We start from the raw sequence: 19,307 nt of genomic DNA, 5'->3' as shown, positions 1-19,307 counted from the left end.
CGCTCATATTGTGCCAGTGCCATGGATTCCGGTGCTTTATGCCGCCGCAATGGCCGCCGAGGGCGTAGCTTCGCTGGCACTTGGCAGGCTGCTGGACCGGTTCGGGCCGGGCATCGCAATCCTGGGGATCGTGCTGGCTGCCCTGGCATCGCCTCTCGTTTTCCTGGGCGGGGCGGCTGCGGCGGCTGCCGGCGTCGTACTCTGGGGCGTGGGCATGGCCACTCAGGATACCATTCTCCACGCCATATTGAGCGAACTGGTGCCACCGGAAAAACGTGCAACGGTCTACGGTTTGTTTGACGCGTGCCGTGGCATGGCGTGGCTGGCTGGCAGCGTTCTGCTCGGCGTGCTCTACAACGTCAGTGTCCCGGCACTCGCCGCTGTCTCCCTTCTGTTACAGCTGAGCGCGGTTCCTGTTTTCGTGCTCGCTGTGCGGAGTCAGTAAATCAACTTGTCAGCGGCATCAACGCATCAGCTATTAATACCCAAGGATCACCCGGTAATCTGCATGCTTTCCGAACGCCCCGGCACTTTTATCAACCCGAACGCAAGGGCGGCGATCAGGACCACAAATAGTCAGTGCGCCCAGCATTCCAGCCTTCACCCAGGCGCGATGATTGGCCTGCAACGTCGCGATCTGGTCCTGTAGCTTGCTGATCCTTCCGGTATCCCACCACACCAAGGCGGTACTACTCAACCAGCCGAATAGCACCAGGGCGGCGATTAAGGCCATGATCCAGCCCAGCAACCGCCAGCTTGCCCATTGCACCACCCTGCGTAAAGCCGCCTCGGCACGCGCGGCACCTGTCGTCACCCCGGCCAGTTCGCCCAGCAGCGGTTGGGTCGCAACCCGCACCGCCGCCACACCCTCGCCGGCTGCCCCGGCTAGGCTTTCCACCACCGCCGAATGCACCGCCTGGCGTGTACGCTGCGCCAGTGCCGTCACCTCGCGCGCCAATGCCTGCCGCTCACGCTCCAGCGCTGCCCGCTCTGCCGTCAACCCGTCCAGTGCCGCCTGGACCGCCGCCTGTTGACGCTCGGCGATCTCCATCAACCCGTAAAGACGATCCTCCGGTTCGCTCATAGCGACATCCCATAATCCTGAGACAGGGTTCTTTCTTGAAGTTTCCGGACGGCCTCCCGCTCAGCTTCAAGCGCCAGATGACGCCGTATGCCTTTTTCGACGCCCTCCATAAGGCTGGTGATCGCGCGCACCGGCTGCTGATGGGCCAGAACCCACGCCAGATTGGACCCCTCCTCAACCCCGAACACAGGCCCGCGCTGGCGCAACGCCGTCGCCGCCTCTGGGTGATCCCGCAGGGTCTGGCCGAACTGAAGCAGCCGCGCCTGCGCGCCGCCAAAGGCCGGATTGGCCTCCAGACCCGGTAGCGCCTTGTTGTACTCATCCGTCAGCCGGTCCCATTGGCGCACCATGTCACGCGCCTTTTCATCGCGAGCAGCATCGTCCGCCTGCCGCTGCCGATGCGCCTCGTAGCGTTGCCGGAACGCGGCGCGGCCAGTTGTGATGGCGTCGTGCTCGATCATCTCGGCCGCCTGGTTCCGCGCCGGACGCTCGTGCATTGCCAGCGGGATAACGATCTCGTTCTCGCTGTCGCGTAGGTCCATCCCCCGGCATCGGGCATAATTCGCCCGGTCATAATCCAGCGTCGTTTCCTTCGCCTGCGAGCGCGACAGCCGTGCCGTAAGCGCACCCAGGTCGCTGAACTCGTCTCGACCGGCATAGAGCTGCACCCCGTCCCGGTGCCGCGTCATCGCCACATAGGTCAGATGCCGGTCCATTGTGCCGGACGCCAGCACATAGGCCCGGTCCACCGTCGCCCCCTGGCTCTTGTGGATCGTCGTCGCGTAACCGTGGTCCACCGCCGCGTAATCCGCCATCGAGACCGATACCATGCGCCCTCGGCCTGGCCCGGCGACGGAATCCAGCCGCACCTCAAGCCGGCCCGCCTCGGCCTGCGCCACCGTGCCCAGCATCCCGTTCTTTACGCCAAGCCCGCGGTTGTTCTCCCGGAACAGGATGCGGTCCCCTGGCGCGAACGTCCGCGCGCCTTCCGTCGTCTGGTAGGTGAACTCGCTCCCGGCCTCGCCGTGCCCCAACTCACCCCGCGCTTGCCGCGCCGTCCGGATCGCTTCGTTCAACGCCCGCACATCAGCCCGCCGATGCGCCAGAACCAGCCGCGAGCCGTCCGGCCGGTTCTCCATGTCGGCCAGCGCATCCCGTATCACCGCCTCGCGCGCTTGATCCCCACTCTCCGCAAAATGGATCGCTTCCCGTTCGGCATAGGCCGCAAGCCCAGCCGCAGTACGATACTGGCCAAAATCCACTGACGCCGCCCGCTGCCAGTCCTCCCGCTGCCGGCGCACACCCTCCAGCGCGGCAAAGCCGGTCCGCTCCGCGATGGCCCGGAACGCCGCCCCGGCGCCGATGGGTTGCAGCTGCTCCGGGTCCCCCACCAGCACCAGCTTCGCACCAGCCTGGTCCACTTCGGTGATGAACCGGGACAATTGCTTTGATCCCACCATCCCCGCCTCATCGATCACCAGCACGGAATGAGGCCCAAGTTTATCAAACCCCCGATCCCAGCCCCGCGACCAGGAGGCCAAGGTGCGCGAGCCAATCCCGGCGGCCTCTTCCAGCCCTTCCGCCGCTTTCCCGGCCAGCGCCGCCCCATGCACTTGATAGCCTTGCGCCTCCCATGCCTCCCGCGCCGCCGCCAGCATCGTGCTCTTGCCCGCCCCCGCCAGCCCTACCGCGACCGCAATCCGCTCTGGCCCAGCGATATGTGCAACCGCCGCCCGTTGCTCTTCGGCCAGCAAAATTCCGGCCCGCTGCCGTGCATCGAGTGCTGCGCCAATATGCCGCCCGGAAACTGCAAACCGGCGCTCCGAAGCCATTTGATCGGCGCGCGCCGCCATCTCCCGCTCAATCCCCACCATTTCCCGCGTCGAGTACCGCGCAGGCTCCACAACCAGCCCCCGCGAGTCCCGCTGCTCCCCTTGCAGCTCTACCAAGGCCGGAGACGCCATCACCTTCGCCAAGGCCGATTGGAACGCCTCCACGCCATCCACATATCGGTGCAACGTTCGCGCGATGTCGTGCCGGTCAAACACGCTTTTCTCGTTGGTGATCAGCGTCAGGACCTGCTCCGGCTTCTCCCGGATCACCGCCTTGTTGCGCCGTACTGCCTCCTCATCAAGCCGGCCCCGTGAAACCTCCAGCCCGCGCCGCTCCATCTGCGTCGCATGCACGCCCACATGCTGCGTCGGCTCAATCTCCAGCCCTTGCTCCTGGTGCGAGCGATGATCGATCCGCGCATCAAGCCCGGCCCGAGCCAAATGCGTATTGGCCAGACCTTCCCAGCCGATCCGGATATCCCGCAACTGCTCATGTGAACTCGGCAGCCCAAGCGCCGCAAGATTCTTGTTCTCTAGCTCCAGCACGCTCTTCTCGCCGAACTGGCCTGGTTCGGCAGACTGACCAGCTTCAATCTTCCGTGTCGTCATCAGGATGTGGGCATGATGATTGCGGTTATCGGTGTGGCCGTGCGGGCTGTGGATCGCAAAATCCACCGCTACCCCATACCGCTCCGCAAGCCGCTGGCTGAACGCCCGCGTCAATGAAAGCCGCTGCGACGCCGATAGCTCATGCGGCAGGGCAACCTCGATCTCGCGGGCAACACGGGCGTCTTTTCGCTTCTCGGACGCCTCCGCCGCATTCCACAACGCTGAACGGTCCCGTGCCCATGCCGGCCCAGTGCCCTGCACCACATTCCCGTCTGCCCAGATCGCGTCTCCCGGTAGCACGATCTCCGCATGCACAACGCCGGAGCGCCGGGTGAAATCATGCGTCATCCCGTCGCGCGTGTTCTCCAGCCGGTCCGCCGCGCGATACGCCGCCGCTGCCACCGAGCTGCGCCCGGATGCGCGTGAGATGGGCTTCATGCTCAGATGGTAGATTGCCATGCCGCTCCACCTTACTTCACACTGAGTTGCGCAGCAACTCGTAAGTGCGCACTTACCTCACTATGTTCGCTGCGTGATCAAGATCTGGACTGTCCGAACGAGCCGGATAATCCAGGCCAGTGGAACCGCTGCAACAACGGACACCGTGACAGACCACCGCCATAATTGACGGCTTTGGCAATGGCGGTATCGTGGTGATGATCACGCCGATCAGGGAACCAAACGCCATGGCAAGACTGCCGATAGAACAACAGATCGCCCAGCTTGAGGAGCGAACCAAGGCGCTCAAAGCCCGGATGGCCAAGCAGGACCGTGCGAGAGACACCAGGCGCAAGATTCTGCTCGGTGCCCTGGTACTCCATCGCCTCGAACAAAACGGCGATGGCGAGTTCTCCAAGCGCCTCGGTGACTGGCTCAAGCGCGAACTGCCAGGGTTCCTCACACGCGATGAGGATAAGACACTCTTCGTCGATCTGCTCGGTAAGCCAGCCAATACACCAAAGATAGAACCGACTTCGGATGGTGCGGACAATCCAGCCGGTGGTGGTAGTACGGGTGCCGCCCGATGATCTAGCGATAGACTTCCCGGCGATGGCCGATCCGCACGATCAGAATAATGATCGCCGCGTCCTCGATGCTAGCGATCAGGCGATAGTCTCCCACCCGATAGCGCCACAACGCCCCCAGCCGCGCCCCTTGCAGCGGCTCCCCGATCGCGCGCGGGTTCTCCAGCGAAGACACGCGCTCTTGCAGGAAGCGCACGATCCGTTGTGCTACCGGCCGATCCAGCGCCGCCAGATCAGCCTCAGCCTGGGTGGATAGCTCAATCGACCAGGCCATGCCGCACCATCACGGCGGCGAGTGGCGTGGTTGTCGAGCGGCCGGCGCGGATAGCCTCAAGCTCCTGCTCTGCCAGGTAGACATCCTCCAGATCGTCGAGCTGATCGCGGATCGCCTGGGTGACATAGTAGGTCTTGCTGCGCCCGGTCTTCACCGCGAGTTGGTCCAGCCGCTCCTCGATGTCCTTCGGTAGCCTGATTGAAAGCGGCATCTCTTGCCTCCTGACGGTGCAACACACGTATCGCATGGCCCTAACCTCCGCAAGCCAAACAGCTTCCTTCCCATTGCCGCTTTGCGGTGGTGCAAGCATGACTCTCGGTTTGCGCCAGAGCGAGCGCAGCGCGGGAGCGCCGTAGGCCGCCGCGTAGCGGCGTCTGGCGTGGCCGATCAGGTGAAAATGCGGGGCGGTTTGCCTATGCGGTGGCTGTTTGCACCCCCATCGCTGCCTGTAACCGCCTCAATGCCCGTCCAAGGCCGGCCGAGGGGGTGGATTCGACGGTTTTTGCCACGACAGAAAGGTTAAAAGATTCTTGAATCTGTGTTCCAGATGGATTTTCCGACTTGGAAGAAAAAGCACCGGAATCCGCCATATTCTGCCCGCCCCCCCGGTCTCGATCCCGCGGGTTTGGATGGGGTTCATTCGCCAGAGGGTCACGAAACACATAGGCGTTGCTGGTGCGGATCAACCGGGTGCGTGAGACCATCTTACCGAACAGATCCTTCTCCCGGAACTGCGCTCGGACCATGCGGTTTACCCAGGTCAGAACGCCGGCGGCCTCCAGCGCCTTGATCGCATGATACACCGTGTCCCGGCAGCACTGGGCACGCGCCGCGATCGTCTCGTAGCTCGGGAAGCATCGCCCGTCCCGGCTGTTGTGAAAACCCCATAGCAGCGCCTCCAGCACCTCCAGATAGGCCCGCGTCAGCGGCCCCCGGTGCTGGCCGCGCTGCTTGTGCTGGGCAGACCAGGTGCGCGCATAGACCGCGATCCGCGTCTTGGCGTTGCGGTCCAGCGGCCGACACTGCCCCTTGCCGAAAACTCTCTCCCGGCGCCGGCTGGAACGGTTGGAAAAACTTGCTGTCGTATCCATCAAAAATCTCCGTCAGGTTGCGCAGCAACCCACCCGAAGCGGCCGGAAATCGGCACAAATCCGCCCATCGCAAGAAAACACTTGCAAAAGACGGCGATTTGGGGGAATACAGGTTTACCAGACACTGAATTCCCCGGCCTCAGCCGGTATGCACGGCCCGCCCCTTCAGGCGGGTTTTGCTATTTCTGGGCTATGTCTTTCTCCAGACCAGAAGGTTGATCACCCATGACAGCGCGAATCGCTGCCATGAACCTATAGGCGCGGCGGCACGACTCGCCACCATCACCCTAAGCAACGCCTATCTCGTAGCAACCGAATGGAAATGTCCAGTTTTTTCGGATTTGTCGGCTGCACGGACGGCCGATTGCACGTCGAAAAATACTCCGATCACGCCAAATCCGTATGGGAAAAATCTTTTCCTTTGTAGAGGAGCGGAACGCCCTGCGCCTTTGCACAGGCGTAAGAAAGGCAATCGGCCAAATTTAGTTGGGCAGGGTGCCCCCTGCCCTTCCCGTAATCAGCAAAAGCCTTGACCGCCAAGCTGGCTGTAATGCCATCCATAGGTGCTAGCCCGATCTGGGCCTCCTCCAGGAAAGCCTGAATCCGGCCCTCTACCAAAACAGGATCGAGGTTGAGTTTGGTGGAAAGCCGCATCGCGGACTCGAGAATCACAAGAGCTGAGGTAATGCATCGTCCGACTTCGATCCTGTCCGCCAATTCGGCTGCATCAGCCTCTTTTGAGAGAATCGCGACGATGACCGACGAGTCAATGAACACCTAAAGCTGGCCCCACATCTCATCTACCTCGTTCTGTTTCATGTCTCGGCCTCCGGGCTTGGCCAATGCCGCCAAATCGTCCGCGATGGCGCCGAGACGGTCAGCGAGTGATGTTCGCACCGGAACACGCTGTAACTCAGCTTCAAGCGCTTCTATAACCGCCTCTGTCATGGAAACCCTGCGTCGCTGGGCCAAACGGCGGGCAAGTTCGTGAGCACGAGGATCACGTATCTGTAAATTCATGGGCAAACCTTCGACGTAATGACGATTTATCGTATACGTAATTACAACCGAGATGACTACAGGACAGACATCATAATTTTCTAGGCAAGGAAATCGCGGTTTGTCCCTCTATTGTGCCGGGCTGACGTTGATCCGCATGATCAATAGCCAAAAAATATATTTCGTGCTTTCGTGCTTTTCTTAGTCGGTTAATCGCCTTGCATTTCCCGATAAGATTCGAAACAGCGCCGCAGTAGCTCGTTGAGTTTGAAGTCATGGGTAGCGGCGTAGGTCTTAAATTCTCGACGAAAGGATACGGGTATGCGGAAGTTGAGCGGAGTCAGCTCCTCCCGCTCCCGCCCTTTTGGCGGCTGGGCGTCTGGTGCCTCGCCAGATGTGACGGCAGCAGTTGCAGATGGAATCCGACCTGGCATGTCGGGTGCCGGCATGGCTGCGCCCTTGATGGCCACCAAATTGGCCGAAAGGTCGGCCGTTTTTTTGCTCATATGACGGTCTCCTTTTTTTCTGTCTTTCGTGCTTCCGTGCTTTTTGTTATTCGTTTTTTAACAAAAGCCCAAAGCTCTGCCATCTCGTGGGCACTGCGGCCTTTGGCGTCTGTTTCCTGAACCGTGCGGCCGTCGGTCATCGACCCGGCGTAATCCACCCGGTCGTGAACGATCGCCGGCGCAACCACGCCATGGGAGGACAGCGCCGCAACCGCCTGGACGGTGAGACGCGCATTGGGCTTGGCTTGGGTGACGATGAAGGCAAAGGGCTTCAACGCCGCTTGCACCAACTCGACCGTACTACCAACGGCGCGTAGATCGTGCGGGCTGGGACGGGTCGGGATCAACACTAGGTCGGCGGAACGCACAACGGCTCCTATGGCGTCAGTAATAGCCGGAGGCGTGTCTACAATCGCAAAGGCAAAGCCGGCATCGACAAGCGCCGCGAGTTTTGACGGCAGATCAGCAATGGTAGTTGGGGCGAGGGCGGGGGATTCGGCAACGCGGACGTTCCACCACGCTGACAGCGATCCTTGTGGGTCGGTGTCGATGAGCACCGTTGGCCCATCGCCGGCAACCTCGGCGGCAACTGCCAAGTGAGCTGCCGTCGTGGTCTTGCCTACACCACCCTTTTGGCTCGCTAGCACGATAACTTTCATCTTGTTTTCTGCTAAGGTTTATTCCGTTCTTTCTATTTTTGCAGAAAGCACGGAAGCACGCAATTAGATAGAATTCAATTTTTTGTGCTTTTGTGCTTTCTGACACACGAGACCAATTTTCCTCAGGTCGGGTGACGCTGCTGCCGATCCCTTTTTGCCGCCGAACGGGCCTTATGGAAAAGTCGCCTGTCGGGGGGCCGACACGAAAGAAGCGTTACAACACCAGCTTTCCCGTGAACCGATCCCGGCCTTTCCAGAAGTCACAGACTGGGCACCATTCGGTGTCGTAATCGATGCCCTGCTGATGAGGGCAACCCATCATGCCCTCCGGCATCGCGACCGATTTGACCTCGTGATACGCGATGAACTCGACGATTTCCTGCCCGATCGCCTCGTCATGTCGCACGTCGGTGTCGTCCGAGAACCATGACCGCATTTCCGCCGGTTCGCCGCCCTCCGTATGGATTATGCTGACTACCACCTTGGAGGCGCGGCTGAGGTCGGGGCCATAGAAAGCGATCGTCCCCATCGGCCACCCGCGGAACCCCTTGCGGGACTTCTTGCTGAGCCGTTTTTGGAACTTGTCGATCATCACGCTTGCTCTGCCCAAATTATGTCCATGAAGCCGAATGGATGCCGCGGTTCGACTATCCTGCCAGGTGCGGACGCCACACCCGGATGATGTCCTTGAAGTCGGCCTCATAGCCCAGTCGATCCGGGTAGCTGCAAAGCTGGGAGATCAAGCCAAAGACAGTAACGATATCGCCCGCGATGTGCGGCTCAAGGCCCCAGAGGCTGGTGAGATCGAAGCGGCCGCAATCCGCGCCGTTCCACCACGCAAGAAGAAAATCGGCAACGCGCTCGCACTGGCCGCTGCCGCCCTTGGCGATGGTGATAAGACGCTCTAGGGCCGCTCGCTGTCCGTCGTTGATGCCGGACGTGCCGGCTCTTCTCGGAATCTGCACGACGTTCATGCGTCTATCTCCATAGCTATTCGCGCCTGGGCGACATTCCGTGCTGCGGTCGGCTGCCGGATATCAACAGGGGCCGGCATGGGCCCAAGCCTGGCAATCGTCGCAATCCCGACGTTGTAGCTCTGGGCCAGCTCCTTCAACGTGGCCCCCTCGGCCCGGCGCTGCCGGGCCTCGTCCTGCTGCTGTGGGGTGAGGGCAGGGGGGCGGCCCATGTGCTGCCCGCGCGCCTTGGCCCGGCTGCGGCCCTCGGCCGTCCGGGTGCGGATCAGGTCACGCTCCACGTCGGCCAGGCCACCTAATACGGCCAGCATCAACCGTCCGGTGCTGGTGCCGGTGTCGGCCCACGGCTCGGCCAGCGAGCGGAACAGCGCGCCGGCGTCGGCGATCTGCTTGACCATCGCGAACAGGTCGAACGTCGAGCGCGCCAGGCGATCGATCCGCGTCACCGTCACCACGTCACCGGCCGCGATATGCTTGAGCATCTTCAACAGCTCGCGGCGATCAGCGCGCGCGCCAGTCGCTTTCTCACGAAAAACCTTCGCACACCCGGCCGCCTTCAACTGCTCAAGTTGGGCGTCGAGCGTCTGGCCGTAGGTGCTGACTCGGGCATAGCCGATCAGGCGGGAAGGGCGGTTTGTTTCGGACATATCTTACGGGAAACGTAAGCCATTGATTTGAAACGAGCAAGCTGGCTTGCCGAAAGTCTTGAATTACGCAAATTTATAGCAGTCGATCCCACAACGAAAGCCTAAGACAAAAATTCTTAGTGGAACGGCAACGGAGAAGTGCCGTAGGTTTACAAGATAGGTGATAACTTGATGCGACCCAATAAGGATTGCACTAATCTTTGACCGCGCAAACCTAGCTGTACGCTCATAGTTCGCTAAAGAATATCTGAATTCAACGCCTTCCTTGAAATCCCGCCTGTGCTCGTTCTAAGATTGAATGGCATGAAAATTTTGATTGTGGAGGACGAACGAAAAACGGCCGCTTTTCTTAAAAAAGGGCTGGAGGAGAATGAGTTCGTGGCTGATATCGCCGCGGACGGCGAGACCGGCGTTTCACTAATGCTCCAAGGTAACTACGATCTGATCATTCTTGATGTCATGCTGCCCGGACGGGATGGCTGGTCGGTGCTCAGGGAGCTGCGGCAGCGGCAGAACCAGACTCCCGTCTTGTTCCTGACCGCACGGGACAGCGTGCCGGACCGGGTTCACGGCCTTGAACTGGGCGCGGATGACTATATCGTTAAACCTTTCGCTTTTTCGGAACTTCTGGCGCGGATACGGTCCATCCTCCGGCGCGGACCCGTGCGTCAGGCGGCCATGTTGCAGGTGGCCGATCTGGAAATCGATGTGCAGCGCCACAAGGCTGTGCGGCAAGGCCGGACACTCGATCTGACACCCAAGGAATTCCTGCTTTTGTCCTTATTGGCGCGCCGCACGGGACACGCGATATCACGGACCCTCATCGCCGAGCAGGTCTGGGACATAAATTTTGATAGCGGCACCAATATTGTCGATGTCCATATGCACCGGCTCCGTTCGAAAGTGGACGATCCTTTCGAGATCAAGCTGATCCACACCGTCCGGGGTATAGGATACATCCTTGAACATCGACAAGGCTGATTCTACCAGGCAACCGAGCCGTCTGAGCAGTCTGCGCCGGTTCGGTGGCTCGATGGTCATGCGGATGACCGCCTGGTACGCGGGGAGTAGTTTCCTGCTGATTTTGACTGCCACGGGCTTTTTGTACTGGACCGTCGCCGCCAATCTGGAAGCCGAGGACCGGCGCATCATGAGCAATACGGCGACCAATCTCCAGTATCTGCTTCATGCTTCGATGAACCTGAATGTGGCAAAGCATATGGTTGCCAGCCCGTCAGGATCATTTACGCGGCCGCAGCTGATTTGGGTCCGCGTCATCGCGGCCGATGGCCGAACGCAAATGGAGACGAACGGCATGGACCGGGAGTTGCCAGTCGCCGATTTTCCGGCGCTGATGGCGATTCAGCCTCATCATGATGTCATCCGCACGATCCAGACCAGCGCGGGGCAACTGTTCCAGACCCTGAGTGCCCGCATAACCAATGGGAAGGGCGCGGGCAGGGTGTTCCAGGTCGCTATCGACCGTACCGATGAGCAGCGTCTTCTGGTACATTACCGAGAGCGGCTGCTGCTGGTGCTGACCATCTCCTTGGCGCTCTGCTCCGCGATCGGTTTTGCAATCGCCCGCAGCGGGATGCGTCCGGTCGAACACATCATCAGGACAGCGCGCAATATACGCTCCTCCACGCTGCATGAGCGCATCGACACTGTTGGACTTCCTGCGGAGTTGCAGTCTCTTGCCGACACGTTCAACGACATGCTGGACCGGCTTGAGGACTCATTTGCACAGATATCGCAGTTTTCGGCCGATGTCGCCCATGAACTGCGAACTCCCGTCAACAATCTCCGTGGCGAGATCGAGGTGGCCTTGGGCAGGGCACGCTCACTTGAGGAGTACCGGGACGTATTGGGCTCGGCGCTGGAAGAATGCGCCCGCATCAGCCGGGTGATCCAAAGCCTGCTCTTCCTCGCCCGAGCCGAGACTGCCGGAGAAAGCCCTCATCTTGAGGAACTGGATGTGAAGTCGGAGATCGCTTGATTGAGCAACCTGATGTCTGGAAAATAGGGCGAGCGGGGGTCAGGCATCCTGGTAGTCCCACTTGATGTAGCCCTTGGTGTCGGCGGCCCATTTTTCATCGATTTCGACGAGGACGGCGCTGACGAGGCGTTCGAGGGAGGCTTCGTTGGGGAAGACCCTGATTTTGGTGGTGCGGCGTTTGAGTTCCTGCTGGATGCCGCGTTCCATGGGGTTGGAAGTGCGAAGCCGGCGCTGGTGGGGTTCTGGCAGTGTGAAGACGGTGAGGCCTTCGGGGATATTTCGTTCGAGCCAATCGGCGAGCTTTGGTGCGGTGTCGCGATAGGCATTGACGAGGGTTGTGAGAGCGATCTGGGCAGCGGCGAGGGAATTTGCGTTCCAGACGGTCCGGAGTTCTGCGCCGATGCGTTTGCGGATGGCGTGGTTGGGGGCGTGGTGGATGGCGTTTTGGGCGAGGTGGAACTGGCATCGTTGCCAGTGTGCGGCGCCGAAGACGGCGCGGCGTGCGGCGTGCAATCCGGCATGGTCATCGGAGACGATGAATTCGACGCCTCGCAGGCCACGCTGATGGAGGCTTTCGAGGAAGGCACGCCAATGGACTTCGGCCTCGGAAAGGGCGACCGAGACGCCGAGGACACGGCGGCGTTCATCGGGTCCGATGCCGATGGCCGAGAGCACGGCGGCATCGCGGACGACGCCATTATCGCGCATTTTTTCATATCTGGCGTCGAGGATGAGGTAGCGGATCTCGGCGAGGGGTCGGGTGCGCCAGGCGGCGAGTTCGTCATCGAGCAGCTTGCTGGCGCGGCTGACCTGAGCGGAGGAGAGGCTTTCGATGCCGAATTCGCGCATGACGGCCTCGACGTCGCGGGTGGAGACGCCTTTGATGTACATTTCGGCGACGGCGACCATGACGGCGCGGACCGAGCGTCGGCCGCGTTCGAGGGACTGTGGGTAGAAGGGTTCGCCCACGTGACCGGCGGTTTTGGGGACATCGACGGTGATCGACCCGGCCGGGGTATCGATCCGCTTGGGCTTGTAGCCATTGGCGTAACCCTGACGATCGGGGTTGCGCTCGTAGTGACTGGCGTGGAGGAAGCGTTCGCGCTCGATCTGCATGGCGAGTTCGAAGGTCCTGGCAAATACCGTGGCGATATCGCCTGCGCCGTTTTCGATCAGATGTTCCAAAAGTGCCTCGATAATCGTATCCTTTTTGGCGTCCATTCATCGGTCTCCATGTTGGTGTGAACAACTGCATGGAATACCAGAATGAACAGCCCTTGCCGGGGCATGCCCCGGCAAGGGCACCAACTCCCAACCCAAAATGAATTTCCAGACGTCAGGTTACACCACCGATCGCTTCAGTTCTGGAATTCTATGAACCCACGGCCGCCGAGACAGGTGTATCTCTTTCGGAAGAAACACCGGACGATCTTGTTGCCGCGTTCGACCGCACGCTGTTCCAGCAGGCTGTTGGAAATCTTGTGGCCAATGCCATTGCTCACACACCAGGCGGCCATGTGACACTACAGTCACGGCGCGAAGGCTTATCACTGCGCATTGAGGTGGCAGATACCGGCCGCGGCATACCGGCGGAGCATTTACCCTACGTCTTCAACCGATTCTATCGAGCTGATCGAGCCCGATCGAGTACCGGCGGAAATTTTGGTTTGGGTCTCGCGGTAGTTCGAAGCATCGCAGCGCTTCATGGCGGTCGGGTGGAAATCGAAAGTGAAGTTGGCCGAGGCACGCGAGTTGTTCTGGTGACACCTTTGATAACCCCTCCGGGCCATCTCCGCTAATATGACATAGACGTGAACGAACCTGACAGAATCGTCATCTTAGCGTTCAGGAAACGTCAGATTGGGCGCGTAAACGACTTTCCGACACAGTTCCACTTGCATCACAAGGCTAATGATTTTTTCCAGTTTCAAAAGACTATCCAGCCTTATGCTGCTTCTACTTGGCCCGCTGGCGGGATGTGCGCATTACACGGCACATCCGATTGACCCGGCTGCCAGCGCTAACGCGCTGGCAGCGCGGCGACTAAATGACCCAAGGCTGATGCAGTTTCTGGCGGCGATGGGACATTCCGTGCCGCGCTGGGATATCGGCACACTCACTTTGGTGGCGGTATATGAACGGCCCGACCTGCGGGTCGCCAATGCGAATTACGCGATTGCAAAAGGTGGCCTGACAACCGCGGCGGCAATTCCAAACCCGGTTCTCGGGCTCAGCCCAACCTATAACTCCACCAACACGTTTCCGTCGCCATGGAAAATTGGCCCGGTCATCAGCTTTCTAGTTACAAGTTTCGGTGCCCGTCCGGCTAGCATAGCGGCGGCACGGGCCAGCATCGTGGCATCCCGCGAGGTGATCCTTACGGCGGCATGGCAGGAGCGAACTAGGGTTCGCAATGCCTTGCTGGCACTGTGGCAAGCACGCGAACAGGCAAAGCTGGCTAACCGTTCGGCGAACTACTCAGGAGCAGGTCTGACGGTTCTGTCGCAGCGCTATGCCGCTGGCATGGTATCGGCAACGGCGCTCAATCTGCAGCGGCTTACTGCGGAACAGGCGCGTTTTGCCGCGACCGAGGCGGTGCGGCGGGAGCGTCTGGCCAAGGCCAGTATCGCCACCGCGATTGGCTTGCCGAAAGTGGCGCTCTCGGGGATCACAATCGACGTTTCGGCATTTAGCCACATCAAACCGCCGAAGGAACTGGATATTTTAGCGCAAAATGCGCTGGTCGAGCGTCCGGCCGTACAAGCCGCGTTGGCGCGTTACGTTGCGGCACAGGATCGGTTGCGTGTTGTGATTGACGAGCAATATCCAGCCTTCAATATCGGCCCCGGCTATAATTTTGATCAGGGGGCCAACAAATTCCTGCTTTCGCTCGCGCTGCCGCTGCCCATTTTTAATCAAAATCAAGGCCCGATCGCGGTGGCGCGGGCGCAGCGGCATTTGGCGGCGGCACAATTCGACCAGGTGCAGCAACGGGTGCTTGGCGGGATTGATACGTCGCGCACTGACTGGCGAGCCAGTTTGGACGTGACCATCGCGGCGGAACGCGCGGCGGGTAGCGCCACGAGAAACGAAAGACTGGCATTGAGCGATTTCCGGGCCGGCGCCACGGGACGCCTGCGACTGATCGGTGCGCAGCAGGCGGCGATTCTCGCGCAACAGGATGCATTAACCGCACGAATCCAGGCTCGTGTTGCATTAGGCCATCTGGAAGACGCGCTGCATCACGTATTTTTCAGGAGCGCATCATGATGCGTTGGGTCTTGTTGAGTCTTTCCGTGCTTCTCGTATCCCAGTGCGCTCAGGCGCAAGCCGTCGATGCTGATGCCGATGCCAAAGCAGCCTTCATCAAGGTCGATCCCGCCGCTCAGCAGGCGAGCGGGATCGAGGTGCAAAAACTTGCCGCTGTTGCCTTCACGCCAAGTCGTGCCGCGTATGGTGTTGTGCTTGATCCTGGTCCGCTGATCGCGTTACGCAGCCAGATTGTCGCGGCGCAAGTATCGCGCCAGCTCGCCGAGCAATCGCTCGCGCGCGCCAAGCTGCTCTACCGCAGCAGCCACAATATCGCGATGGCAGCGCTGCAAGGCGCCGAAGCGCAATATGCGACGGCAAATGCCAACGAACTCGCGCTCACCGCCAAAGCGCGTACCGATTGGGGCGCAGCGCTCAGCACGCTTCTGGTCAGCGGCGGCCCGTTCATTCAGTCGCTGAGCGACGGCAAAGCCTCGCTGATCGAGGCCGCCGTCACCGGCAGGCATCTCGATCCTCCAACCTCGGCCTCGGGGCGTGTTTCGGGCGGCGCCCGCATCACCTTGCGGCTGATTGGGGTCGCCTCTCATGTGCCTTCCGGTCTCGTCGGCCAGGGTTTCTATTACGCGGGACCAGCGGATTTATCCTCCGGCCTGCCGCTTTCCCTGATGCTTCCTGAAGGATCGGCACAAGCGGGCGTTGCCGTTCCGCCGAAGGCGATCCTCTATCTCCAGGGTCATAAATCGGTCTTTCGCGAGGTGGCGCCCAGCCGCTTCACCATGGTGCAGATTTCCAACGTCTTGCCGATGCGCCAGCCGGGCGATGCGTCCCGCTATTTTGTTGGCAAGGGCCTGCATTCCGGAGATCAGGTTGTCGTCGAAGGCGCTGGCGTCCTGTTATCCGCGGCTCACGCCGCTCCGGCTCCTGCAGACACAGACTGAACGTATAAAATGCTTCAAGCCATCGTCCAAGCCAGTCTGCGCCACCGGATCATCGTCGCCATATTGGTCACGGTTTTCGTTATCTTCGCCGCATTGCGCCTGCCTACCGCTCAATACGGCGTATTTCCGGAGTTTGTTCCGCCGACGGTGACGATCCAGACGCAAGCGCCTGGTCTTGATCCCCAGCAGGTCGAGGCGCTGGTGACCGACCGGCTGGAACTGGCTCTCGGTGGCCTGCCGGGACTGGCCAAAACTCAATCGCAATCCCAGGCCGGGGTGTCGGTGGTGAATGTCGTGTTTCACGGTGGCACCGATATCTACCGGGACCGTGAACTGGTCACCGGGGCGGTTGCAAGTGTCGGCGGTGGCCTTCCGTCCGGCGTGACCCCGGTGATCACGCCGCTGCAATCTTCGACCGGAACAGTGATGTTCCTCGGAATTAAATCCAATCGCCTGTCGCTGATGAAACTGACGGCGCTGGTGCAAAGCACCATCCGCCCAGCGCTGCTGGCGGTTCCCGGTGTTGCTCAGGTCGTTGCCTTCGGCTCGACGCCGGAACAACTGATGATCGAGGCCAAGCCCGACCGGCTGATCGCGGCCCAGTTAGGGCTGAACAGCGTTGCCGGCGGCGCACGATATGCCAGCACGGCGCTCGGTGCCGGTTGGATCAATACCGGCAATCAGCAATTAATTCTGGAACCGCATGGCCAGACGGTGAGCACTACCGATCTCGCCGCAAGCGTAATTGCATATAAAAACAGCATTCCGGTCACATTGGGCGACATCGCCCGAATCCGCCGCGGCCCGCCGCCGCGCTTTGGTGCGGCACTTGTCAACGGCAAACCAGGAATCGATCTGGTCATCGGCACGCTGTACGGCGCCAATACCTTGACCGTAACGAACGGGCTGCACGAGGCGCTGGCGCATCTGGCGCCGACGCTGCGCGACCAGGGTGTAAAGGTGGTGTACGCTCTTCAGGTTTCGAGCTTCATCCATTCCGCGCTCCATCAGGTCGCCCTCGATCTCGCGATCGGCGCGGTCCTGATCGTGGTGGTGCTGTTCCTTTCCCTCGGCAACTGGCGTGTCGCACTGATCTCATTCCTGTCGATCCCGGTTTCACTGCTTGCGGCAACCGAGATACTGCGCGGGCTCGGCATCACGCTGAACGTGATGGCGCTGGCAGGACTGGCGATCGCGCTGGGCGCTGTCGTGGATGACGCGGTGGTCGATGTCGAGAACATCTTCCGCCGGCTGCGGGAAAACCGCAGCCGCAAGAACCCGGAACCGGCCCTGGCAGTCATCTTGCATGCCTCGGTCGAGGTGCGCAGCTCGATCATCTATGCTACTCTGTCGGTTGCGATCATATTCATCCCGATCCTGCTGCTCGGTGGCGTCGCCGGACGTCTGTTCGCGCCGCTCGGCATTGCTTATATCGCGGCTATTTTGTCCTCGCTCGCCGTCGCCCTCACGCTGACCCCGGCGCTCGCCGCGCTGCTGCTCGCCCGCGTAGGCGTAAGCGAAAAAGAGCCAGCGCCAATCCGTGTGGCGCGCGGCTTCTATGGCCGCGTCCTTGGTCAGGTGAATCGCCGCTTCAGGCTGTTCATGATTGTCGTCGTGCTGCTGTTTTTCGGCATGGCGGCCACCGTGCCGCTGCTTGGGGTGAGTTATCTGCCGCAATTCAACGCCCGCCAGGTGCTGATGCATTACCAGACCGCGCCGGGCACCTCGATTGATACCATGCTGGCAATCGGCAAGCAGGTCGCGGCCAAGCTGGCTCGGGAGAAGTCGGTCGAGGCGGCGGTTGTGCATATCGGACGGGCGAATCTGAGCAACGGCCATCCGGGAACGAACAAGGCCGAAATTGAAATGTCGTTCAGCCGGAACGTGAGCAATGTCGCGGCGGCGTCAAAACATCTGCTGACCGTTGTGCGTGGTGTGCCAGGAACGCGATTCTGGATCGACACGTTCCTCGCCGAGCGTATTCATGAAGGCCTGTCCGGATTTACCGCGCCGCTGATCGTGACCGTCTATGGGCCACATATGAAAGGACTAGGTCAGGATGCCGAACGGATCGCTAAAATTTTGCGCGGTATCAAGGGCAGTGGCGCGGTTACCCTCGAAGCGCCACCCAACACGCCGACCATCGCGATCCGCGCGCGCCGCGCCGCGATGCGGCAATACGGGGTGACGGCGCATGCGCTGCTGCAAACCATTGCCGCCGCCTATACCGGTGAAACGGTAGGTCAGGTCTATCGCGGCGTGCGGATCGTGCCAATCGTTCTCACGCTGCCGGCGCAATGGCGGCACGATCCGAATTCGCTCACAAATCTCCCAATCGCGACCACGAACGGCAGCATCGTGCCGCTCGGCGAAGTCGCAACGATCAGCGAAACCGCATCGCCGCAACTTATTTTGCACGATGATGGACGGCGGGTTCAGGTTATTTCGGTGGCCATCGCGGCGGGCCATACCGGCGGGTATCTGACGGCGGCGAAACATGCGCTGACCGGTTTCCATTTTCAGCAGGGCGACTACGTCACCTTCGGCGGCACCGCCGTATCGGGCAGCACCGCGCGAATGCGGCTGCTGGGCTATGGCGGCATTGCCTTGATTGCGATTCTCTGTCTGCTGGGGATCGCGCTTGGACGCGGCCGCGCAGTAACGCTGCTCGCGCTCGGACTGCCTTTCGCGCTGATCGGCGGCATCGCAGCATACTGGCTGACCGGGATCAGCTCAGTATCCCTCGGCGTAATGGTGGGCTTCGTGACATTGTTCGGCATCGCCTTGCGCAACGGGCTGTTGCTGATGATGCATTACGGGCGGCTGGTGCATGACCATGGCCAATCTTGGAATGCGGAGACCGTGCGTCAGGGCGCGATGGACCGGCTGCCGGCCATCCTGCTCACCGCGACCGTCACCGCGTTGGGTCTGCTGCCGCTGGCGCTCAATACCGGAAGCACCGGCGACGAAATCGAGGGGCCAATGGCCATCGTCATTCTCGGCGGCTTGATCAGCGCGACGATCCTGACGCTGCTGCTGCTGCCCAGCCTTGCCGCACGCTTTGTTCGGTTCGATACTGACGTAGAAGAATAACCGGCGCATTCCCTGTTCTGCGGAGGCAACCTGCATGGGCAACTTGAGGCCGAATAAAGTGCAGGACGCGACAGATGAGGCAGTCGTACAGCGCCGCCACGCGGTGATCTTTATCGTGCTGATCGGCTGCATTAGCCTGTTCGCTGATATGACTTATGAAGGCGGGCGCAGCATTGCCGGACCCTTTCTGGGTTCACTTGGTGCCTCTGCCCTCATCGTCAGCGTGGTTGGCGGCCTGGGCGAGTTCCTTGGCTACGGCCTCCGCTACTTCTCTGGCCGCCTGGCTGACCGCACCGGACGCTATTGG

At 60.8% G+C, this 19,307-nt stretch carries 22 protein-coding genes; 9 read left to right on the top strand and 13 right to left on the bottom strand.

Annotated elements, in window-relative coordinates:
- The coding region (locus SIL87_RS20080) for an MFS transporter (RefSeq protein ID WP_319616047.1) at positions 1-445 on the top strand (445 nt) is incomplete at its 5' end.
- Between the two features lie 33 nt (positions 446-478).
- Here SIL87_RS20080 and SIL87_RS20075 read toward each other — a convergent pair.
- Together SIL87_RS20075 and traA are read right to left on the bottom strand one after the other, a co-directional pair.
- Positions 479-1,084: a hypothetical protein gene (locus SIL87_RS20075; RefSeq protein WP_319616046.1), complete on the bottom strand. Its 606-nt coding sequence runs from the start codon at positions 1,082-1,084 to the stop codon at positions 479-481.
- Positions 1,081-3,984: a Ti-type conjugative transfer relaxase TraA gene (gene traA, locus SIL87_RS20070; RefSeq protein WP_319616044.1), complete on the bottom strand. Its 2,904-nt coding sequence runs from the start codon at positions 3,982-3,984 to the stop codon at positions 1,081-1,083. The genes SIL87_RS20075 and traA overlap by 4 nt, the downstream gene beginning before the upstream one ends.
- A 197-nt stretch (positions 3,985-4,181) precedes the next feature.
- Here traA and SIL87_RS20065 point away from each other — a divergent pair, with 197 nt between their 5' ends.
- Positions 4,182-4,553: a mobilization protein gene (locus SIL87_RS20065; RefSeq protein ID WP_319616043.1), complete on the top strand. Its 372-nt coding sequence runs from the start codon at positions 4,182-4,184 to the stop codon at positions 4,551-4,553.
- Between the two features lies 1 nt (position 4,554).
- Here the strand turns inward: SIL87_RS20065 and SIL87_RS20060 are convergent, their stop codons facing one another.
- The 10 genes from SIL87_RS20060 to SIL87_RS20020 all read right to left on the bottom strand — a co-directional run bounded on the left by SIL87_RS20060 (position 4,555) and on the right by SIL87_RS20020 (position 9,700).
- A complete protein-coding gene (locus SIL87_RS20060) occupies positions 4,555-4,824 on the bottom strand; it encodes a type II toxin-antitoxin system RelE family toxin (protein WP_319616042.1) in 270 nt (89 codons plus the stop codon).
- Positions 4,808-5,035, bottom strand: coding sequence for a type II toxin-antitoxin system RelB family antitoxin (gene relB / locus SIL87_RS20055; protein ID WP_319616041.1), 228 nt, complete (start codon positions 5,033-5,035; stop codon positions 4,808-4,810). Before relB ends, SIL87_RS20060 begins: the two co-directional genes overlap by 17 nt.
- A gap of 202 nt (positions 5,036-5,237) precedes the next feature.
- A complete protein-coding gene (locus tag SIL87_RS20050; protein WP_319616040.1) occupies positions 5,238-5,915 on the bottom strand; it encodes a helix-turn-helix domain-containing protein in 678 nt (225 codons plus the stop codon).
- Positions 5,916-6,302: 387 nt separating this feature from the next.
- Positions 6,303-6,692: a type II toxin-antitoxin system VapC family toxin gene (locus SIL87_RS20045; RefSeq protein ID WP_319616039.1), complete on the bottom strand. Its 390-nt coding sequence runs from the start codon at positions 6,690-6,692 to the stop codon at positions 6,303-6,305.
- Complete coding sequence (locus SIL87_RS20215) at positions 6,693-6,935, bottom strand: type II toxin-antitoxin system VapB family antitoxin (RefSeq protein WP_405055280.1); 243 nt, start codon at positions 6,933-6,935, stop codon at positions 6,693-6,695.
- A 188-nt stretch (positions 6,936-7,123) separates the two neighbouring features.
- Positions 7,124-7,420, bottom strand: coding sequence for a hypothetical protein (locus SIL87_RS20040; RefSeq protein ID WP_319616038.1), 297 nt, complete (start codon positions 7,418-7,420; stop codon positions 7,124-7,126).
- Positions 7,417-8,079 (bottom strand): ParA family protein, encoded by a 663-nt coding sequence (locus tag SIL87_RS20035; protein ID WP_319616037.1) that lies wholly within the window; start codon positions 8,077-8,079, stop codon positions 7,417-7,419. Before SIL87_RS20035 ends, SIL87_RS20040 begins: the two co-directional genes overlap by 4 nt.
- A gap of 214 nt (positions 8,080-8,293) precedes the next feature.
- Entirely contained in the window at positions 8,294-8,671 is a 378-nt protein-coding gene (locus tag SIL87_RS20030; protein ID WP_319616035.1) for a hypothetical protein, read from the bottom strand.
- A 55-nt stretch (positions 8,672-8,726) separates the two neighbouring features.
- Positions 8,727-9,053, bottom strand: coding sequence for a DUF7673 family protein (locus SIL87_RS20025; RefSeq protein ID WP_319612488.1), 327 nt, complete (start codon positions 9,051-9,053; stop codon positions 8,727-8,729).
- Positions 9,050-9,700 carry a recombinase family protein gene (locus tag SIL87_RS20020; RefSeq protein WP_319612487.1) on the bottom strand — a complete coding sequence of 217 codons (651 nt, stop codon included), beginning with the start codon at positions 9,698-9,700 and terminating at the stop codon, positions 9,050-9,052. Before SIL87_RS20020 ends, SIL87_RS20025 begins: the two co-directional genes overlap by 4 nt.
- A gap of 303 nt (positions 9,701-10,003) precedes the next feature.
- On the opposite strand from SIL87_RS20020, the gene SIL87_RS20015 reads away from it, so the two are divergent.
- Both SIL87_RS20015 and SIL87_RS20010 read left to right on the top strand, forming a co-directional pair.
- On the top strand, positions 10,004-10,681 hold the full coding sequence (locus SIL87_RS20015; RefSeq protein ID WP_319612486.1) for a heavy metal response regulator transcription factor: 678 nt from the start codon (positions 10,004-10,006) through the stop codon (positions 10,679-10,681).
- Entirely contained in the window at positions 10,662-11,699 is a 1,038-nt protein-coding gene (locus SIL87_RS20010; RefSeq protein ID WP_319612491.1) for a histidine kinase dimerization/phospho-acceptor domain-containing protein, read from the top strand. The genes SIL87_RS20015 and SIL87_RS20010 overlap by 20 nt, the downstream gene beginning before the upstream one ends.
- A 39-nt stretch (positions 11,700-11,738) precedes the next feature.
- Here the strand turns inward: SIL87_RS20010 and SIL87_RS20005 are convergent, their stop codons facing one another.
- Positions 11,739-12,920 (bottom strand): IS256 family transposase, encoded by a 1,182-nt coding sequence (locus tag SIL87_RS20005; RefSeq protein ID WP_319612316.1) that lies wholly within the window; start codon positions 12,918-12,920, stop codon positions 11,739-11,741.
- Between the two features lie 104 nt (positions 12,921-13,024).
- Between SIL87_RS20005 and SIL87_RS20000 the strand changes: the two genes are divergently transcribed.
- The 5 genes from SIL87_RS20000 to SIL87_RS19980 form a co-directional block, all read left to right on the top strand.
- Positions 13,025-13,498 (top strand): sensor histidine kinase, encoded by a 474-nt coding sequence (locus SIL87_RS20000; RefSeq protein WP_319616048.1) that lies wholly within the window; start codon positions 13,025-13,027, stop codon positions 13,496-13,498.
- 262 nt (positions 13,499-13,760) lie between these two features.
- Positions 13,761-14,969 (top strand): TolC family protein, encoded by a 1,209-nt coding sequence (locus SIL87_RS19995; protein ID WP_319616033.1) that lies wholly within the window; start codon positions 13,761-13,763, stop codon positions 14,967-14,969.
- The gene (locus tag SIL87_RS19990) at positions 14,966-15,907 is read left to right on the top strand and encodes an efflux RND transporter periplasmic adaptor subunit (RefSeq protein WP_319616032.1); all 942 of its coding nucleotides are present in this window, start codon (positions 14,966-14,968) and stop codon (positions 15,905-15,907) included. The genes SIL87_RS19995 and SIL87_RS19990 overlap by 4 nt, the downstream gene beginning before the upstream one ends.
- A gap of 9 nt (positions 15,908-15,916) precedes the next feature.
- Entirely contained in the window at positions 15,917-19,000 is a 3,084-nt protein-coding gene (locus tag SIL87_RS19985) for an efflux RND transporter permease subunit (protein WP_319616030.1), read from the top strand.
- A 34-nt stretch (positions 19,001-19,034) separates the two neighbouring features.
- Positions 19,035-19,307 (top strand): hypothetical protein (locus tag SIL87_RS19980; RefSeq protein WP_319616029.1); only part of this gene is annotated, 273 nt, incomplete at its 3' end.

The organism is Acidiphilium acidophilum, from assembly GCF_033842475.1.
GTDB classification, from domain to species: Bacteria; Pseudomonadota; Alphaproteobacteria; order Acetobacterales; family Acetobacteraceae; genus Acidiphilium; species Acidiphilium acidophilum.
Note: the sequence above shows the minus strand (reverse complement) of the source record. Positions and strands in the feature narration are given on the sequence as shown.

Bases quoted from the DNA above. Each gene is read 5' to 3' on its own strand.
- SIL87_RS20075 (WP_319616046.1), bottom strand. From the start codon at position 1,084: ATGAGCGAACCGGAGGATCGTCTTTACGGGTTGATGGAGATCGCCGAG.
- traA (WP_319616044.1), bottom strand. From the start codon at position 3,984: ATGGCAATCTACCATCTGAGCATGAAGCCCATCTCACGCGCATCCGGG.
- SIL87_RS20065 (WP_319616043.1), top strand. From the start codon at position 4,182: ATGATCACGCCGATCAGGGAACCAAACGCCATGGCAAGACTGCCGATA.
- SIL87_RS20060 (WP_319616042.1), bottom strand. From the start codon at position 4,824: ATGGCCTGGTCGATTGAGCTATCCACCCAGGCTGAGGCTGATCTGGCG.
- relB (WP_319616041.1), bottom strand. From the start codon at position 5,035: ATGCCGCTTTCAATCAGGCTACCGAAGGACATCGAGGAGCGGCTGGAC.
- SIL87_RS20050 (WP_319616040.1), bottom strand. From the start codon at position 5,915: ATGGATACGACAGCAAGTTTTTCCAACCGTTCCAGCCGGCGCCGGGAG.
- SIL87_RS20215 (WP_405055280.1), bottom strand. From the start codon at position 6,935: ATGAATTTACAGATACGTGATCCTCGTGCTCACGAACTTGCCCGCCGT.
- SIL87_RS20040 (WP_319616038.1), bottom strand. From the start codon at position 7,420: ATGAGCAAAAAAACGGCCGACCTTTCGGCCAATTTGGTGGCCATCAAG.
- SIL87_RS20035 (WP_319616037.1), bottom strand. From the start codon at position 8,079: ATGAAAGTTATCGTGCTAGCGAGCCAAAAGGGTGGTGTAGGCAAGACC.
- SIL87_RS20030 (WP_319616035.1), bottom strand. From the start codon at position 8,671: ATGATCGACAAGTTCCAAAAACGGCTCAGCAAGAAGTCCCGCAAGGGG.
- SIL87_RS20025 (WP_319612488.1), bottom strand. From the start codon at position 9,053: ATGAACGTCGTGCAGATTCCGAGAAGAGCCGGCACGTCCGGCATCAAC.
- SIL87_RS20020 (WP_319612487.1), bottom strand. From the start codon at position 9,700: ATGTCCGAAACAAACCGCCCTTCCCGCCTGATCGGCTATGCCCGAGTC.
- SIL87_RS20015 (WP_319612486.1), top strand. From the start codon at position 10,004: ATGAAAATTTTGATTGTGGAGGACGAACGAAAAACGGCCGCTTTTCTT.
- SIL87_RS20005 (WP_319612316.1), bottom strand. From the start codon at position 12,920: ATGGACGCCAAAAAGGATACGATTATCGAGGCACTTTTGGAACATCTG.
- SIL87_RS19995 (WP_319616033.1), top strand. From the start codon at position 13,761: ATGCAGTTTCTGGCGGCGATGGGACATTCCGTGCCGCGCTGGGATATC.
- SIL87_RS19990 (WP_319616032.1), top strand. From the start codon at position 14,966: ATGATGCGTTGGGTCTTGTTGAGTCTTTCCGTGCTTCTCGTATCCCAG.
- SIL87_RS19985 (WP_319616030.1), top strand. From the start codon at position 15,917: ATGCTTCAAGCCATCGTCCAAGCCAGTCTGCGCCACCGGATCATCGTC.